The following is a 16,967-nucleotide window of genomic DNA, read 5'->3' on the forward strand; positions in this document are numbered from 1 at the left end:
AACACCCGGCCGAACCGCCGGGTGGTGACCCGAGGAGCCACCTTGGCTGCTGAGCTGCACGTCGCGCTGGTCGCGGCCGACCGAGAGGTCTGGTCCGGCGAGGCCACCCTGGTCGTCGCGCGCACCACGTCCGGCGACATCGGCGTCATGCCCGGTCACCAGCCGCTGCTCGGTGTGCTGGAGTCGGGCCCGGTGACCATCCGTACGAGTGATGGTGGGACGGTCGTCGCCGCGGTGCACGGCGGTTTCATCTCGTTCGCGGACGACAAGCTGTCGCTGCTGGCCGAGATCGCCGAGCTGTCGGACGAGATCGACGTCCAGCGCGTGGAACGCGAGCTGGAGCGGGCGAAGGCGGAGGGCGACGCCGCCGCCGAGCGCCGCGCAGATGTACGACTGCGTGCGGCGGCCACGCGCTGAGGCCGCGCGGAGTCGCATGACGTCACTCAGCCGCGGTCGGCACCGGAGCAATCCGGCGCCGACCGCGGCTGAGGCAGATATGGATGTTTTTTCCGTTCCGTTACCTGTATCGGTACCTAGGAGACGAGGAGGTCGGTGTCGATGGTCCTCGCTCTGACTGTGTGCGGAATCGTCGTGGCACTCGTGGTGCTGGGGCTGTTCGTCTTCGGTCTCCGCCGCAGACTCATCCAGCGCTCCGGGGGCACCTTCGACTGTTCCCTGCGCTGGGACGTCTCCGAGAAGGCCGACACCAGCGGAAAAGGCTGGAGCTATGGCGTCGCCCGCTACAACGGCGACCGCATCGAGTGGTACCGCGTCTTCTCCTACGCCTACCGGCCGCGCCGCGTCCTGGAGCGTGCCGCGATCGAGGTGGCCGGCCGCCGCCTCCCCGAGGGGGAGGAGGAGCTGGCCCTCCTCTCCGACGCCGTCGTCCTGACCTGCCTGCACCGCGGCACGCGCCTCGAACTCGCCATGAGCGAGGACGCGTTGACCGGTTTCCTTGCCTGGCTGGAGGCGGCGCCCCCCGGTCAGCGTGTCAACGTGGCCTGACATACCCGGTTCGGTACGTCGGCCTGCGAGGCGACGACGGTGTGCTGCGCGGAGCCGTACGTCACCGTTATGTTCACCGGCGACGCGGCCAGCAGAGCCGCGGCCGCGGCCCCGGCGAACCCCCCGTAGGACACCGCCCGGGAGGCGGTGGGCCGTGCGTTCCTATGCGACTTGTGGGACCTGCGTTTCATTCTTCCCCCATGAATGAGTTCTTCCGCTTAGTGCTTGAGATACAGGATGTGCCCGGTCAGGGGCGCCGCGCACCTGCCGACCTTCCCGCCATAGGGGCCGGATGACCCCACGCCGCGCACGCCTGGGGCGCGCGGCATGTGCCGCGCGCCCCAGGTGGTGGATGCAGGCCGTCAGCTCATTCCGCTGCTGATGGCGCTCACCAGCTCTCCGTTGCTCGTGTCGCCGCTGAACTCCCAGAAGAACGCGCCGCCGAGGCCCTGGGACTTGGCCCAGCTCATCTTTCCGGCGATGGTCGACGGGGTGTCGTAGGACCACCAGTTGCTGCCGCAGTGCGCGTACGCCGTTCCCGCGACCGTGCCGGTCGCCGGGCAGGACGTCTTGAGGACCTTGTAGTCCTCGATGCCCTGCTCGTAGGTGCCGGCCGCCGGGCCCGTGGCGGTGCCGCCGGGTGCGTCCTGGGTCACGCCCGTCCAGCCGCGGCCGTAGAAGCCGATGCCGATGAGCAGCTTCTTCGCGGGCACGCCGATCGCCTTGAACTTGGCCATCGCGTCGGCCGTGGTGAAGCCGGCCTTCGGGATGCCGGAGTACGAGGTGAGCGGGGAGTGCGGGGCGGTGGGACCCTTCGCGTCCCAGGCGCCGAAGAAGTCGTACGTCATCACGTTGTACCAGTTGACGTACTGCGCGGCGCCCGCGTAGTCGGCGGCCTCGATCTTGCCGCCGGCCGAGCCGTCGGCCGTGGTGGCCGCCGTGACCAGGTTGCTGGAGCCGAACTTGGCGCGCAGCGCGGACATCACGTTCTTGAAGGCCGCCGCCCCGCTGGTGTCGCAGCTCAGGCCGCAGGCGTTCGGGTACTCCCAGTCGATGTCGATGCCGTCGAACACGTCGGCCCAGCGCGGGTCCTCGACCAGGTTGTAGCAGGACTGCGCGAACGCCGCGGGGTTGGCCGCGGCCTGGGCGAAGCCGCCGGACCAGGTCCAGCCGCCGAAGGACCACAGCACCTTGATGTTGGGGTACTTGGCCTTCAGCTCACGCAGCTGGTTGAAGTTGCCGCGCAGCGGCTGGTCCCAGGTGTCGGCTACGCCGCTGACCGACTGGTCGGCGGTGAACGCCTTGTCGTAGTCGGCGTAGGAGTCGCCGATCGCGCACTGGCCGTTGGTGACGTTGCCGAAGGCGTAGTTGATGTGCGTGATCTTCGCGGCCGAGCCGGACGTCACCAGGTTCTTGACGTTGTAGTTGCGGCCGTAGATGCCCCACTCGGTGAAGTAGCCGAGCTTGACCTTGTCGCCGGTGGTCGGCGGCGGGTCGGTGGTGCCGCCGGTGGTGTGCACCGCCACCGCTCCGCTGACGGGACCGGTCTGGTCGGCGGTGTCACGTGCCTGGACGGTGTAGGAGTAGTCGGTGCCGGCGGTGAGGCCGCTGTCCGTGTAGCTCGTGCCGGTGACGGTCGAGACGACCTTGCCGTCGCGCAGGACGTCGTAGTTCTTGACGCCCTTGTCGTCGGTGGCGGCGCTCCAGGACAGCTTCACCGAGGTGTCGGTGACGGAGGAGGCGGTGGGCGTGCCCGGCGCGGACGGCGCCGCGTCGCCGGGAACCGTGGTGCCGTCGCAACTGTCGCCGTTCAGCTTGCAGTTGGACGGCGAGCCGGAGCCGGCGCCGTTGAAGCCGAAGGAGACCGAGGCGCCGGGGGCCAGGGTGCCGTTGTACGACTTGTTCTTGGCGGTCCAGTGGGTGCCGGAGTTCGTGACGTCCGCGTCCCATGCGGAGGTGACGGACGTGCCGGAGGGGAAGTCCCACTCGACGGTCCAGGAACTGATGCTGCTGGAGCCGGTGTTCTTGATGGTCCACTGACCGCCGAAGCCGGTTCCCCAGTCCTGGGTCTTGGTGTACGTGGCGGTGGCGTTCGTCGCGGCCTGGGCGGGGCTCGCGAGGCCGACCAGTCCGGCCAGGGGGAGCAACAGGGTCGCGAACCCTGCCGCGGCTCTGTGTCTGAAGCGCATGCTGCGCCTCCCTCTTCGTCAAGGGGGTGGGGGCGCGACTGAGCCTTCACGCCCACGGTGACGCGAGAATAGAAAGGTCTGGACCACGGGTCAATAGGTCTGGACCACTTGACTTCGGGGCCCGCTCAGACACCCAACTCCTGCGCGAGCACCGCCGCTTGTACCCGGCTGCGCAGCTCCAGCTTCCCCAGCAGACGGCTGACGTGCGTCTTCACCGTCGCCTCGGCCAGGTCGAGCCGGTCGGCGATACCGGCGTCGGACAGACCCTCACCCAGACAGGACAGCAGCTCCCGCTCGCGCCGGGTGAGGGCGTCCAGGATCGCCGGATCCCGCGGCTCCCGCACCGGCCCGGCGGCGAACTCGGCGATCAGGCGGCGGGTGACGGCCGGCGCGATCAGGCCCTCGCCGCGGGCGACGGTGCGCACCGCCTCCAGCAGGTCCTTCGCGTCGTGTTCTTCAGCAGGAACCCGGCCGCCCCCGCGCGCAGCGCCCCGAACACGTACTCGTCCAGATCGAACGTGGTCAGCACCAGCACGTCGGCGAGCCGCTCCCCGGTGATGCGCCGGGTCGCCGACACCTCGTCCACCAGCGGCATCTGAACGTCCATCAGCATCGCGTCCGGCCGCACCCGGCGCGCCGGCGCCACCGCCTGCTCCCCTGATCTGGCCCAAGAAGCCCCCGGCGACCGCTGCCGCCCGCCCCACCGAGGACCGTACGCTGACCGGGCGGTGAGCGAGGAGGGGTGCATGAGCGAGGCGGAACGTTCCGGGGCCGTCCTGGTCGTGGACGACGACGCGGCCATCCGCCGGTCGCTGGAGCGCGGCCTGCGGCTGAGCGGCTTCGCGGTGCGCACGGCCGGCAGCGGGTCCGACGCGCTGGCCGCCGTCCGGGACGCCCCGCCGGACGTGCTCGTCCTGGACGTGTCGATGCCCGGCATGAGCGGCATCGAGGTCTGCGAGCGGCTGCGCGGCGACGGCCAGGACCTGCCCGTCCTCATGCTCTCCGCGCTGGACGAGACCGCCGACCGCATCGCCGGTCTCCAGGCGGGCGGTGACGACTACCTGGTCAAGCCGTTCGCCCTGCAGGAACTGGTGCTGCGGCTGCGGGCCCTGCTGCGCCGCCGCCCGCCCGCCGGCGAGGTGCTGCGGGTGGCGGGCCTGGTCATCGACCCCGCCGCCCGCACCGCCGAGCGCGACGGCCGCCCGCTGGAGCTGACCCGGCGGGAGTTCGAACTGCTTCAGGTGCTCGCCCGCAACGCCGGGATCGTGCTCACCCGCGACCAGTTGCTCGACCGGGTGTGGGGCTACGACTTCGACGTGCGCACCGACGCCGTCGACACGTTCGTCAGCTATCTGCGGCGCAAGCTGGAGGCGGACGGGCGGCCCCGGCTCGTGCACACCGTGCGCGGCGTGGGCTTCGTCCTGAGGCGGGAGCCGTGAGGCTCTCCACCCGGATCGGGCTCGCCGTCGGCGTCACCGTGCCGCTGCTCGTCCTGGCCTCGGGCTGGCTGCTGCTCCGGCTCGTCGACCACGACCTGCACAGCGCCGAGGACGCCCACCTCCGCACCCGGGCCGCCGCCCTGACCGCCGACGCCCGCGCCCTGCTGCGGGCCAGCGCCGCCGACCGCCCCAGGGCCGCCGACACCCGTGAACGCCGTCTCTTCAGCGCGGCCCTCGACGTCGGCGTCCGGGTCGTCGGCCCGGACGCCGGCTTCAGCGGCGGCCCCCAGCCGGACGCCTCCGTCCCGCTGCCCGCCCAAGCGGTCACCCCGGTCACCGTCCGCGACGGCGGCACCAGCTGGCGTGCCCTGTCGAGGACGATCACCACCGCACGCGGCTCCGGCACCCTCTGGGTCTTCTCGCCCAACGCCGCCGACCAGGCCCAACTCCGGCTGGTCAGACGCCGGGTGGCGGTGACGACGCTGACCGCGGTGCCGCTGTCCGGCCTGCTCGCCTTCGCCGTGGCCACCGGCGCCACCGGCCCGCTGCGCCGGCTCGGCCGCCGTACCGCGGGACTCGACCCGCGCACCAGCAGCACCCGGCTGCCCGACGAGCCCAGCGGGGTCACCGAGGTCGACGAACTGGCGGCCACCCTGCGCACGGTCCTCGCCCGCTACGACGAGCAGGCCGCCCGCACCGCCGAGGCCCTGGACACCGCCCGCTCCTTCTCCTCCGCCGCCGCCCACGAGCTGCGCACCCCGCTGATGAGCATGGGCACCAACCTCGACATCCTCGCCGCCCACCCCGACCTCCCCGAGCCGGATCGCACGGAGGTCCTGGCCGACCTGCGCGCCGAACACGCCCGGCTGCTGAACCTGCTGGTGATGCTGCGCGAACTGGGCCGCGGCGACCTGGTGGAGGCGGAGGCCCTGGGCAGCGTGGACGTGTCGGAGACGGCGGACGCGGCGGTCGCCGAGGCCCGGCGGCGCGCGCCGGACGCCCGGATCACACTGCGTGCCGAGCCCGGCGCGACGGTGCCCGGCTGGGAGCCCGGTCTGCGGCTGCTCCTGGACAACCTGATGGCCAACGCCCTCACGCACGGCAGGGACGCCGACGGCCGGGCCACGGTGACACTCGGGGTGCGGCGCACGGGCGGGCAGGTCGTCGTCACCGTCGACGACGCCGGGCCCGGGGTGCCCGCCGACGCCCGCGCCCGGATCTTCGCGCGCTTCGCCCGCGGGCCCGCGAGCAACGGCTCCGGCCTCGGCCTGACCCTGGTGGCCCAGCAGGCGGCCCTGCACCGGGGAAGCGTCACCGTCACCGACGGCCCGTCCGGGGCGGGTGCCCGCTTCGAGGTGCGGCTGCCGTCGACCGGCGGCCCGCTGCCCGCGCGCCGCGACTGGCTGATCGACACAGCCGGGACGAAACGGTCACAGAGTTTCCCCAAAGACGCTTCCTAGCCTCCCTCGCGAGCGGACGGACGAAGGGGGCCGTCCGCGGGAAACGGAGGCAGAGATGAACGTACGACGACCCCGGCGCGCCCTCCTGGTGGGGGCGGCCGTGGCGGCGGTCCTGGCCGGCACCACCGGAGCGGCCGTCGCCGAGAGCAGCCCGTCACCGGCGGCGGCCCCGACGGGCGACGGCGCGCAGGCGCTGTGCAAGCGGGCGCCGAAGATCGACCACCGTATCGACCGCGCCCTCGCCCGCCTGAACGCGGGCGCGGACAAGCGCGGCTCCATCGCCCGCCTGCAGCAGCGCGTGGACAACGCCAAGGCCGCCGGGCACACCGAGATCGCCACGTTCCTCCAGGACCGGCTGACCTTCCGCAAGTCCCTGGTGACGACGCTGGGACAGCGGCAGAAGGACCTGGCCGACGTCCGGACCTGGTGCAAGGACCACCACGAGGGCGCGAGCTGATGCGAGCGAAACTCGCGGCCGCCGCGGTCGTCCTGCTCGCCGCCCTGACCACGGCCTGCACACACGACGGCAGTCCGGCGGCCACGCCGGACAAGGCCGCCGCCACGCCGTCCGGCTACTCGGAGATGCAGAAGAAGGTGGCCGACGCCGAGTCCGCGCTCGCCAAGGCGGACGAGGACGCGGCCCGGGACGGCAACTGAGAGGAGGGGAGGACGGCGGGGGGCCTCAGCGCTCCCCGCCCGGTACCCACAGCACGTCCCCGACGTCCTTGTTGGCCGTCCGGGCCAGGATGAACAGCAGGTCCGACAGGCGGTTGAGGTAGGTCGCGGTGAGCGGGTTCATCGCCTCGCCGTGCACCTCCAGCGCCGCCCACGTCGAGCGCTCGGCCCGGCGTACGACCGTGCAGGCCCTGGTGCAGCAGGGCCGCGCCCGGGGTGCCGCCCGGCAGGATGAAGGAGCGCAGCTTCTCCAGCCGCTCGTTGAAGCGGTCGCAGTCCGCCTCCAGCTTGTCGACGTAGAACTGCTCGACCCTGAGCGGCGGGTACTGCGGGTTCTCCACGACCGGTGTCGACAGGTCCGCGCCCACGTCGAACAGGTCGTTCTGCACGCGGGTGAGGACCTCGACGACCTCCCCGTCGAGACCGCCCAGCGCGATCGCCGTCCCGATCACCGCGTTCGCCTCGTTGGCGTCGGCGTACGCGGAGATCCTGAGGTCGGTCTTGGCGACCCGGCTCATGTCGCCGAGGGCGGTCGTGCCCTGGTCGCCGGTCCTGGTGTAGATACGTGTCAGATTGACCATGCGGCCAGCGTAATTACGCCCCGGCCGTACGGAAGACGCGTGTGCCCACTGTCACGGCGAGCAGGGCGAATCCGAGCGCCACGAGGACGCCGTACGCCATGTGCCATGTCACATACGACCCGACGTACGCGTCCCGCACCGCGTCCACCAGATAGCGGAACGGCACGAAGTGGGACAGCACGTCCAGCCAGCCCGGTGCCAGGCTCATCGGGAGCATCAGGCCGGACAGCAGCATGGACGGCATGGTCAGGGCGTTGACCATGGGGCCGAACTCCTGGGGCGTGCGGACCTTGAAGGCCAGCGCGTACGACAGCGACCCCAGGGAGACGGTCAGCAGGGCCACGAAGGCGAAGCCGATCAGGACGCCGGCCAGCGGCGCGCGCAGGCCCATCACCACCGCGGCGAGCACCAGCAGCACCGCCTGGAACACGAAGACGGTCGCGTCGCGCAGGACGCGGCCCAGCAGCAGCGCGAGCCGGCTGACCGGGGTCACGCGCATGCGTTCCACCACGCCCTGGCCGTTCTCCATGATGATCGTGAACCCGGCGAACGCGGCCCCGAACAGGCCCAGTTGGAGCAGCAGCCCGGGGACGAGGACCTGCCAGCTGGTGCCGCGGGAGGCCAGCGGCAGCCCGGTCAGCAGCGGCCCGAAGAACAGCAGGTACAGCAGCGGCATCAGCACGCCGAAGAGCAGCGCGAAGCGGGAGCGCAGGGACTGGCGCAGGTAGCGGCCGTAGATCAGGCCGGTGTCGTGGAGCAGCATCTCTTCCGGATTCCTATACAGCTACGGGGGCGGGGTCGGCCTTGGCCGGGCCCCGGCCGGTGATGGCGAGGAACGTGTCCTGCAGGCTCGCGTCGATGGAGCCGGCGTGGCGCAGCTTCAGGGCGCTCGGCGTGCCCTCGGCGGCGACCACGCCCCGGTCGACGACAACCAGGCGGTCGGCGAGGGCGTCCGCCTCGTCCAGGTAGTGGGTCGTCAGGAACACCGTGGTGCCGTGCTCGTCGCGGAGCCGGCGCACCAGGTCCCACAGGTCGGCGCGGCTGGCGGGGTCCAGGCCGGTCGTCGGTTCGTCGAGGAACAGCACCTTCGGCCGGTGGGTGAGCGCCATCGCGATGTCCAGGCGCCGGCGCTGGCCGCCGGAGAGCGTGCCGCACTTGCGCTCCAGCAGCCCGTCGAGGCCGAGGTCGCGCGCCAACTCGGCGGCGCGGTCGACGGCCTGCCCGCGCGTCAGCCGGTACAGGCGGCCCTGGGTGACCAGCTCCTCGCCCACGCCGATCTGCGGGTCGACGCCGCCGGACTGGGCGACGTAGCCGCAGACCCGCCGTACCCCGGCCGGATCGCGCACCAGGTCGTGGCCGGCGACCGTGGCCGTGCCGCCCGTCGGGGCGAGCAGGGTCGTGAGCATCCGCAGGGTGGTCGTCTTGCCGGCGCCGTTCGGGCCGAGGAAGCCGAGGATCTCGCCCTCGTGGACGGTGAGGTCGATGCCGCGGACCGCTTCGACGGGCCCGCGCCGGGTGAGGAAGGTGCGCGCCAGTCCCGCGGCGCCGATGACTTCTGCCATGCCCCACAGAAAAACAGAGTCCCTGAAAATTTGCAACGACCCCAAAATTTAAGTGAGCCCAGCGGGGTTAGGATGCGGACATGGCAGAGGGGCTCCGCGAGCGGAAGAAACGGCAGACCAGGCAGTACATCTCCGACGTCGCCACGGGCCTGTTCGTCGAGCGCGGCTACGACGCCGTGACCGTCGCCGAGATCGCCGACGCCGCCGACGTCTCGGTCAACACCGTCTACAACTACTTCCCCGCCAAGGAAGACCTCTTCTTCGACCGCTCCGGCGACATCGGCGACCGCCTGGCCCGGTGGGTGCGCGGCCGGCGCGACGGGGAGTCGGCCGCCGACGCCGTCCTGCGGGAACTGCGCGAGGAGGCCGAGGCGGTCTCGCCGCGGCTCGGCCTGATGCCGGGCTACGCCACCTTCATGCGCGTCATCGAGGAGGCCCCCGCCCTGCGCTCCCGGCTGTGGGCCATCGGCCAGGAGGTCCAGGACAACCTGGAGGCGGCGCTGCGCGAGGAGGCCGGCGCGGACGACGACGACCCGCTGCCCCAGCTGATAGCCGGTCAGCTGAGCTGGGCGCACAGTGCCGTCATGGCGGTCATTCGGCGCGAGATGGTCAAGGGGCGCGATCCACGCGAAGTGTCACGAGAGGTGCTGGGCCTGCTCGACGACATCGAGGAGCTGTTGGGCGAGAAGGTGCTCAACTACGCCGTCCGTGGCGTCGTATGACCCCTGCCGGTGTGATGTCCGTCAGATGAGACGTGACGCGCATTACTTACCGGACACACGGCACCTCACGAACGCTAAGGTCCGCCGAAGAGACATACATCAACGTGGTGCAAGGCGTTTCAAAGGGGAGTCGCAAACGTGGCACGGAAGCTTGCCGTCATCGGCGCCGGCCTGATGGGTTCCGGTATCGCCCAGGTCTCGGCCCAGGCCGGCTGGGACGTCGTCCTGCGGGACGTCACGGACGAGGCCCTCCAGCGCGGCACCGACGGCATCAAGGCCTCGTACGACAAGTTCGTGAGCAAGGGGAAGATGGAGGCGCACGACGCCGACGCCGCCCTCGCCCGCATCACCGCGACCACCGATCTGGACGCGGCCGCCGACGCCGACATCGTCGTCGAGGCCGTGTTCGAGAAGCTGGAGGTCAAGCACGAGATCTTCCGCACCCTCGACAAGATCGTGCGCGAGGACACCGTGCTGGCGTCGAACACCTCCGCGATCCCGATCACCAAGATCGCGGCGGCCACCGAGCACCCCGAGCGGGTCGTCGGCGTCCACTTCTTCTCGCCGGTGCCGATGATGCAGCTCGTCGAACTGGTCCGCGGCTACAAGACCAGCGACGAAACCCTCGCCACCGCGCGGGAGTTCGCCGAGTCCGTCGGCAAGACCTGCATCGTCGTCAACCGCGACGTGGCCGGCTTCGTCACCACCCGGCTCATCTCCGCCCTCGTCGTGGAGGCCACCAAGCTCTACGAGTCGGGCGTCGCCACCGCCGAGGACATCGACCTCGCCTGCAAGCTGGGCTTCGGCCACGCGATGGGCCCGCTGGCGACGGCGGACCTGACCGGCGTCGACATCCTGCTGCACGCCACCAGCAACATCTACACCGAGTCGCAGGACGAGAAGTTCGCGCCGCCGGAGCTGATGCGCCGGATGGTTGACGCCGGTGACATCGGGCGCAAGAGCGGGCAGGGCTTCTACACGTACTGAGCACATCGGTACGTCCAGCCACTGAAACCGCACAAACCCCGGGAGCATCACTCGCGGGGGTGAATTCGGTATCGGTTCGCTTACAGACGGCAACCTCGTCGCCGCTGGAGCAGTCAGACGATGCACAGCCACCGTCACGGAGTACGACCACGCACTCACGGGGAGCGCTTATGTTCATCAGGGGCGACCACGCCGAGCTGGTCGTCGGGGGCCGCCTCGACGTCCGCAGCGCGGCGGACGCCCGCACGGTCCTGCACTCCGCCGTCGACGACGGAGTCGGCGACCTCGTGCTCGACCTGTCCGAACTGGACTCCTGGGACGCCACCGGACTCGGGGTGATCATGGGCGTCCACCGGCGGGCCGGCCGTTGCGGTCGGCGCCTGGTGCTGCGCGACGTACCGCCGCAGATGCAGCGCCTGCTGGTGGCCACCCGGCTGCACCGGATCCTGGCGATCGAGGGGGGCATCGGGGCGGAGTCGCTGCCCCGCGTGTGACGTCTGGCACGCGTGGGACGCACGGGGCCGGACATTCCGGCCGGGAGGCCCAGGTCAGCGCGATCCACACGACACTGTGACGTCTCGGGCGGCGCCGTACCCCGGGCTGTCGTAGATACTGAGCGAAGGTTTAGGGTTCGGCTGCCCGCCGCCAGCGAAACCCTCGAGCGGGCACCGGACCAGAAGCGACAGCGGAGTGTGCGACAAGGCCGGGAGGGGCTGTATCGGCACACGATCGCTTTTGGGGGGCTTGACCTATGGACCCGAACAACCGGGGACCCGAGGGCTACGGCCATGACGGCGACACCGGCGCGTCGCGCCAGCGCCCGCCCAGGGACCCCCTCACGCCCGACTTCGGACAGCACACGCCCGCGCTCGCCCGCACGGTGCAACTCGTCACGGGCGACCATCTGCTCACCGTCAATCCCGTCGACGGCAGCGAGATAGAGCCGTGCCCGCCCGGCGAGCGACCGGCCCGGCCCGAGAAGCTCACCGCGGCCGAGCGCGCCGAGGCGGCCCGCGCCGCCCGGGCACCCGTCCCGCCGGGACCGGCCCTGGCCGCCCTGCCGCTCCTGGAACGCCAGGACGAGCGCGAGACACTGGTCCGCCTGCTCGCCCGCGGCCGCTCCGTGCGCCTCACCGGGCCCGCCGGCTCCGGCCGCACCGCCCTGCTCGACCTGGTCGCGGAGGACTGCGCGGACCTCGCCCCCGACGGCGTCGTCCGCCTCAGCGGCTTCCACCGCAGCGCCGAGGAACTGCTCCACGACCTCTTCTACGCCGTCTACGCCGCGCCCCTGTACCGCCCGGAGCGGGAGGAACTGCTCGCCCTGGTCCGGGAGATCGGCGCGGTCGTCGTCCTGGACGACATCGAGTTCGGCGGCCCCGCCCTCGACGAGCTGCTCGACGCGACGCCCGAGTGCGCCTTCCTGATCGGCGCCACGCCCGACGTGCCCGCGCCCTCCGCCGACTCCGCCGTCGAGGAGGTCTTCCTCGGCGGCCTAGAGCGGGCCGGCGGCGTCGACATCATCGAGCGCGTCGTCGGCCGCGTGCTCACCGAGGAGGAGGCCAACTGGGCCGGCGACCTCTGGTTCGAGTCCGAGGGCCTGCCGCTGCGGTTCGTCCAGGCCGGCGCCCTGCTGCGCCAGCGGGACCAGCAGCGGGCCGGAGCCGGCGCCGTGGACGAGTTCGGTGTCTTCGCCGAATCCCTGCCCGTGGACGCGCCCTTCGACGCCCCCTTCGACGCCGAAGACGACGCCGTACCGCTGCCCTCGCTCGGCGAGGCCGCCGCGCCCGCCCCGCTGCTCGCCGCCCGGCTGAGCCCGTCGGCCCGCGCGACCCTGCGCTTCGCGGTCGCCCTCGGTGGCGAGGTGCCTCACCAGGCCCACCTGCCGGCGCTCGTCGGCGACACCCACGCCGACGCCGCCCTCGGCGAACTGGCCTCCTGCGGGCTGGTCTCCCCGGTCGGCTCCCGTTACCGCCTCGCCGCCGGCGTGCTCCAGCAGCTGGAGGCCGCCGGGTACAACGACGACGTCGAGGCCCGTGCCCGGACCGCCGCCCAGCACTACGCCTGGTGGGCCGGGCATCCGTCGGTCACCCCGGAGCGGGTGTGCGCCGAGGCCGACGCCCTGCTCGCCGCCCTCGGCGCCCTGGTGCCGGGCACCACCCCGCCCGTGGAGGGCGAGGAGGCCGTCACCGTCCAGCTGGCCCGCACGGCCGCGCCCGCCTTCGCCGCGGGGCTGGACTTCAGCGCCTGGGAACGCGCCCTGCGCTCCGGCGCCGAGGCGTCCCGGCTGGCGGAAGAGGTGTCCGAACAGGCCTATTTCCACCACGAGCTGGGCGTCCTCGCCCTTTGCGACGGACAGTTCGACCGGGCCCGCACCGAGCTGGAGACCTCCCTCGCTCTGCGCGGCGCGATATCCGACAAGCGCGGCACGGTCGCCGCCCGGCGCGCCCTCGCCCTGGTCGCCGACCGCACCGGCACGGCACCGGGTCTCGTCTCGACGGCCGGCGAGGAGGTGCCGGACGCCCGCTACGAGGAGTCCCAGTCGCCGCCGGGCGGTGTCCCGGCGGTCCTCGCGGGCTTCCCGCCCGCGCGGCCTGCGGCCCCTTCCACGGGCGAAGGCGCGACGATCGTCGTCAACCGGTCCCCGTCGTCCGGGCACCCGCCCAAGACCCACCGTGTGGGCATCCGCGGCCTCGCCCGCCGCAACCTGGTGGCGGCCGGCGCGGGCGCGCTGCTCGTCGCCGTGCTCGGCACGGTGGTGACCCTCGGCGCGACCTCCGACAACGACGCCAACAACCCCTCCGACAAGGTCGGGGTGAACCCGTCCGCCAGCCAGGGCCTCGACGACGGCTCCCTCGGCGCGGACAAGCCGAAGACCGACAAGGGCGGCGACACCGGAACGGCCACGAGCCGGCCGACGGATCCGGGCCCGGACGGCACCTACGGCACCTCGGACGACCCGACGCCGCCGTCCGACAACGGTGCCACCCCGTCGGACAGGCCGAGCGGCACGAAGGGTTCGTCCGGCTCGCCGTCCACGTCGCCCACCACGAAACCGCCGACGACGAAGCCTCCGACGACGAAACCCCCGACGTCGAAGCCTCCGACGACCCCGCCGGCTTCGAGTCCTCCGCCGACGACGACCTCCCCGACGCCCACGGAGACGACGTCCCCGTCGACCTCGGACTCGGCCAGCGCCCCGATGACGTCCACCGCCCCGGCCCAGACGACCGCTTCGGTCAGCGCGCCCGCGAGCGACGGCTCGGGCGGGGTGATCTGAGCCGGGCACACCGAAGGGGCCGCGTTCCCCGTGGAACGCGGCCCCTTCGCCGTACCGCCGCCGCTCAGAACAGCCGCAGTTTGTCGTCCTCGATGCCGCGCAGCGCGTTGTAGTCCAGCACCGCGCAGCCGATCCCGCGGTCCGTGGCGAGGACCCGAGCCTGCGGCTTGATCTCCTGTGCCGCGAAGATGCCACGGACCGGGGCCAGATGCGGGTCGCGGTTCAACAGCTCCAGATAACGGGTGAGTTGCTCGACCCCGTCGATCTCGCCGCGGCGCTTGATCTCCACCGCCACGGTCTGCCCCTCGGCGTCCCGGCACAGGATGTCGACGGGCCCGATGGCGGTCATGTACTCGCGCCGGATGAGGGAGTAGCCCTCGCCGAGGGTCTCTATGCGGTCGGCGAGGAGCTCCTGAAGGTGTGCTTCCACGCCGTCCTTGATCAGGCCCGGGTCTACGCCGAGTTCGTGCGAGGAGTCGTGGAGGATCTCCTCCATCGTGATGATGAGTTTCTCGCCCGTTTTGTTGATGACGGTCCAGACGCCCTCGTCGTCGCCCGCGCCCTCCTTCAGCGTGCAGGGCGGGGACATCCAGTTCAGGGGCTTGTAGGCACGGTCGTCCGCGTGGATCGACACACTGCCGTCCGCCTTCACCAGGATCAGGCGGGGCGCGGAGGGGAGATGGGCGGTGAGCCGGCCCGCGTAGTCGACGGAGCATCGGGCGATGACGAGACGCATGGTCGGCAACGCTACTCGACGGGCAGGTGTCGACGCGATTCGCCCCAGAAGACGACTGACCGCACCTGTTCGGTTGTGGCCGATTGTGTGCCTAAAGGGGACCCCCTATGTACGCAATCTCCTGGTGCCGTCACGGTCCGTTGCCTACCGTATAAACGGGAGGTCGCGAGGCGTGTACACAGCGTGTCGGTATCGCGAACTCCCTCATCTGTCCGGCAACCCCTGTCGATCACAGGGGTGCGAGAGGAGAACCCATGTCGCTCGACGTCTCACCGGCCCTACTCGAGAAGGCCGAGCGAGGCGAGGTCGACGAAGCAGAATTCGTCGACTGCGTCCGGACCTCCCTGCCCTACGCGTGGGAGATGATCAGCTCCCTGGTGGCCCAGCTGAAGGTCGACGGCGGACAGTTCGCCGACAACCAGACGCCTCCGCCGGACGAGCGGGCACGCGGTCAGCTGCTGCGTGCGCTCGCGAGTGACGCTATACGCGGCGCGCTCCAGCGGCACTTCGGTGTCCGGCTGGCTTTCCAGAACTGCCACCGGGTGGCGGTGTTCCCGTTGGACTCGTCCGTCGACGAGACGCTGGCGCGCTTCACCTCGGTCCGCAGTCAGCTGCTCAACCAGTCCCCGGAGTTCAGGGACTGCTGAGCGGCATGCCGCTCGCTTGCCGCTCCGTACGCGGGAGGTGCATCAAGTACCGGAGCGGCAAGCCCCATGCCGGACCACGCGGTCAGCCGAGGTGGGGGAGGACCTCGGCGCCCAGCCGCCGTACGTTCTCCTCGGTGGCCGCGAGGTCGCCGGAGCCCTCGACCAGCAGGGCGAAGCGGGAGATGCCCGTCCGCTCGCTGGTCGCCGTGAGCCGGTCGACGCACAGCCGCGGGGTGCCCACCGGGTGCAGTCCGCAGAGCAGTTCGGTGTACGCGAGCGGGTCGCGCATCTGCCGGAGCCGGCCGTCCACCGTGACATGCGCGTCCAGCCCCTGCCGGAGCCAGCCCGGCATCGCCTTCGTCAGCGCCTCCACCGCGTCCGTACGCCGGTCCGCGATCTGGCAGACGCCTGCCGAGACATGGCCGGCGCCCATGACGCGCTCCGGGGGGTGCCCGGCGTCGCGCGCCAACTGCCGCCACAGGGCGACCATTTCCGCCTTCTCCTCGTCGCCCACATGCATGCCGAGCAGCATCGGCAGCGCCCGCTCGGCGGCCAGCCGCACGCTCTTGGCGGAGGTGCAGGCGACGACGACCTCGGGGCCGTCCGGGCCCGACAGCGACTCCGACGGCCTGGGCACGACGGGGACCTCACGGAACCGGAACCGGTCCCCGGCCGCCCCGACGGACGGCTCACGCAGCCAGCGCACCAGCAGATCGAGTGATTCCGGGAACCCCTCCTCGTAGGCGGCCAGACCCGAACCGAACACCTCCAGATCCACCCACGGTCCGCCGCGCCCCACGCCCAGCGAGAACCGCCCGCCGGAGGTGAGGTGCAGCAGCGCGGCCTGCTCGCCGAGGGCCACCGGGTGGGCGGTGGGCAGCACACTGACCGCCGTGCCCACCCGCAGCCGGCGGGTGCGGCCCAGCAGGAACCCCGCCAGGGTGATCGCCGACGGGCAGGTCCCGTACGGCACGAAGTGGTGTTCCGCCAGCCAGACCGAGTCCAGACCGGCCTCCTCGGCGACCTCCGCCGACCGGACCGCGCGGTGCAGCGCCTCCCCATGACCCTGTCCCGGGAACTGGGCGGACAACACGAAACTTCCAACGCGCATTGCTTTTCCTGCTTCCTTGGCTCCGACATGGAGCTCCCCCACCCGGCATAACCGTGTGACACGTGCTGGGGTCACGGCCTGGCGAAGAGATTTGCGGATTGTCTGCAGAACGGGCCGTCGCCAAGGGGCCCGGAGGGGTCGGTGCCCTCCGCGTACCCGGGTTCCGGGACCGTAGGCTGGACACGAACCGTGCTTCCTGTATAGCCCCGTGAGGTGTTCCGTGTCCCCGCGTCGCAACCGACCCAAGGGCTCCGATCCGTCGGGCTCGTCCGGCCGCAGCGCCGAGGACGACCGCCCCGGCCGCTACGGCGGCTGGCAGTCCACGGAGAGCTGGCAGGGCGAGGAGTGGAGCGTGCGGCACGTGGCGGGCGCGAGTGCGCAGGGCAAGACCTACCGCTGCCCCGGCTGCGACCAGATGATCGCCTCCGGGGTGCCGCACGTGGTGGCCTGGCCGGAGCACTCGGGCGTCGACGAGCGCCGGCACTGGCACAAGGCGTGCTGGAACGCGAAGGACCGCCGCACCACGCGGGTGCAGCGGTCCCGTAACGCGCCGAAGTTCTGACGGGGCTCTTGGAG

Annotated in this window: 17 protein-coding genes and 2 pseudogenes; 12 read left to right on the top strand and 7 right to left on the bottom strand. The window is 71.7% G+C overall.

The annotated features are described in order from the left end of the window. Nucleotides 1–42: 42 nt before the first annotated feature. Both LN251_RS20725 and LN251_RS20730 read left to right on the top strand, forming a co-directional pair. Nucleotides 43–417 (top strand): F0F1 ATP synthase subunit epsilon, encoded by a 375-nt coding sequence (locus LN251_RS20725; RefSeq protein WP_058923145.1) that lies wholly within the window; start codon nt 43–45, stop codon nt 415–417. 141 nt (nt 418–558) lie between these two features. Beyond that, a complete protein-coding gene (locus LN251_RS20730) occupies nt 559–1,005 on the top strand; it encodes a DUF2550 domain-containing protein (protein WP_458245700.1) in 447 nt (148 codons plus the stop codon). A gap of 362 nt (nt 1,006–1,367) precedes the next feature. Here the strand turns inward: LN251_RS20730 and LN251_RS20735 are convergent, their stop codons facing one another. Together LN251_RS20735 and LN251_RS20740 are read right to left on the bottom strand one after the other, a co-directional pair. After that, nucleotides 1,368–3,194, bottom strand: coding sequence for a glycosyl hydrolase family 18 protein (locus LN251_RS20735; RefSeq protein ID WP_458245701.1), 1,827 nt, complete (start codon nt 3,192–3,194; stop codon nt 1,368–1,370). Between the two features lie 125 nt (nt 3,195–3,319). Continuing rightward, nucleotides 3,320–3,861: pseudogene (locus LN251_RS20740) on the bottom strand (LuxR C-terminal-related transcriptional regulator); the annotation flags it as partial. 79 nt (nt 3,862–3,940) lie between these two features. Here LN251_RS20740 and LN251_RS20745 point away from each other — a divergent pair. From LN251_RS20745 to LN251_RS20760, 4 genes are read left to right on the top strand one after another with little or no spacing between them, the layout of a single operon-like run. Further along, on the top strand, nt 3,941–4,633 hold the full coding sequence (locus LN251_RS20745) for a response regulator transcription factor (protein WP_458245702.1): 693 nt from the start codon (nt 3,941–3,943) through the stop codon (nt 4,631–4,633). Next, entirely contained in the window at nt 4,630–6,093 is a 1,464-nt protein-coding gene (locus LN251_RS20750) for a sensor histidine kinase (protein ID WP_458245703.1), read from the top strand. Before LN251_RS20745 ends, LN251_RS20750 begins: the two co-directional genes overlap by 4 nt. Before the next feature lie 55 nt (nt 6,094–6,148). Then, entirely contained in the window at nt 6,149–6,550 is a 402-nt protein-coding gene (locus LN251_RS20755; RefSeq protein ID WP_458245704.1) for a hypothetical protein, read from the top strand. Beyond that, entirely contained in the window at nt 6,550–6,750 is a 201-nt protein-coding gene (locus LN251_RS20760; RefSeq protein WP_458245705.1) for a hypothetical protein, read from the top strand. Before LN251_RS20755 ends, LN251_RS20760 begins: the two co-directional genes overlap by 1 nt. A 25-nt stretch (nt 6,751–6,775) precedes the next feature. On the opposite strand, the pseudogene LN251_RS20765 reads toward LN251_RS20760, so the two are convergent. From LN251_RS20765 to LN251_RS20775, 3 genes and pseudogenes are all read right to left on the bottom strand, one after another. Beyond that, a pseudogene (locus tag LN251_RS20765) lies at nt 6,776–7,349 on the bottom strand (cob(I)yrinic acid a,c-diamide adenosyltransferase). Nucleotides 7,350–7,362: 13 nt separating this feature from the next. Continuing rightward, on the bottom strand, nt 7,363–8,112 hold the full coding sequence (locus LN251_RS20770) for an ABC transporter permease (protein ID WP_458245706.1): 750 nt from the start codon (nt 8,110–8,112) through the stop codon (nt 7,363–7,365). A 13-nt stretch (nt 8,113–8,125) separates the two neighbouring features. Continuing rightward, nucleotides 8,126–8,911: an ABC transporter ATP-binding protein gene (locus LN251_RS20775; RefSeq protein ID WP_458245707.1), complete on the bottom strand. Its 786-nt coding sequence runs from the start codon at nt 8,909–8,911 to the stop codon at nt 8,126–8,128. Between the two features lie 80 nt (nt 8,912–8,991). Here LN251_RS20775 and LN251_RS20780 point away from each other — a divergent pair, with 80 nt between their 5' ends. The 4 genes from LN251_RS20780 to LN251_RS20795 all read left to right on the top strand — a co-directional run bounded on the left by LN251_RS20780 (nt 8,992) and on the right by LN251_RS20795 (nt 13,897). Next, nucleotides 8,992–9,633, top strand: coding sequence for a TetR/AcrR family transcriptional regulator (locus LN251_RS20780; protein WP_458245708.1), 642 nt, complete (start codon nt 8,992–8,994; stop codon nt 9,631–9,633). 138 nt (nt 9,634–9,771) lie between these two features. Next, nucleotides 9,772–10,620, top strand: coding sequence for a 3-hydroxyacyl-CoA dehydrogenase family protein (locus LN251_RS20785; RefSeq protein ID WP_058923132.1), 849 nt, complete (start codon nt 9,772–9,774; stop codon nt 10,618–10,620). Between the two features lie 170 nt (nt 10,621–10,790). Further along, on the top strand, nt 10,791–11,114 hold the full coding sequence (locus LN251_RS20790; RefSeq protein ID WP_058923131.1) for an STAS domain-containing protein: 324 nt from the start codon (nt 10,791–10,793) through the stop codon (nt 11,112–11,114). Between the two features lie 257 nt (nt 11,115–11,371). Then, complete coding sequence (locus LN251_RS20795; RefSeq protein ID WP_458245709.1) at nt 11,372–13,897, top strand: ATP-binding protein; 2,526 nt, start codon at nt 11,372–11,374, stop codon at nt 13,895–13,897. A gap of 64 nt (nt 13,898–13,961) precedes the next feature. Here the strand turns inward: LN251_RS20795 and nucS are convergent, their stop codons facing one another. Continuing rightward, on the bottom strand, nt 13,962–14,633 hold the full coding sequence (gene nucS / locus LN251_RS20800; protein ID WP_458245710.1) for an endonuclease NucS: 672 nt from the start codon (nt 14,631–14,633) through the stop codon (nt 13,962–13,964). A 254-nt stretch (nt 14,634–14,887) separates the two neighbouring features. On the opposite strand from nucS, the gene LN251_RS20805 reads away from it, so the two are divergent. Then, nucleotides 14,888–15,280: an SCO5389 family protein gene (locus LN251_RS20805; RefSeq protein WP_142142534.1), complete on the top strand. Its 393-nt coding sequence runs from the start codon at nt 14,888–14,890 to the stop codon at nt 15,278–15,280. 82 nt (nt 15,281–15,362) lie between these two features. Here LN251_RS20805 and LN251_RS20810 read toward each other — a convergent pair whose 3' ends face one another. After that, nucleotides 15,363–16,391, bottom strand: a complete 1,029-nt coding sequence (locus tag LN251_RS20810; RefSeq protein ID WP_458245711.1) for an LLM class flavin-dependent oxidoreductase — start codon at nt 16,389–16,391, stop codon at nt 15,363–15,365. A gap of 220 nt (nt 16,392–16,611) precedes the next feature. Here LN251_RS20810 and LN251_RS20815 point away from each other — a divergent pair, with 220 nt between their 5' ends. Beyond that, nucleotides 16,612–16,953: a hypothetical protein gene (locus tag LN251_RS20815; protein ID WP_058923127.1), complete on the top strand. Its 342-nt coding sequence runs from the start codon at nt 16,612–16,614 to the stop codon at nt 16,951–16,953. Nucleotides 16,954–16,967 lie beyond the last annotated feature (14 nt).

This window comes from Streptomyces sp. MAI_2237 (assembly GCF_054189285.1).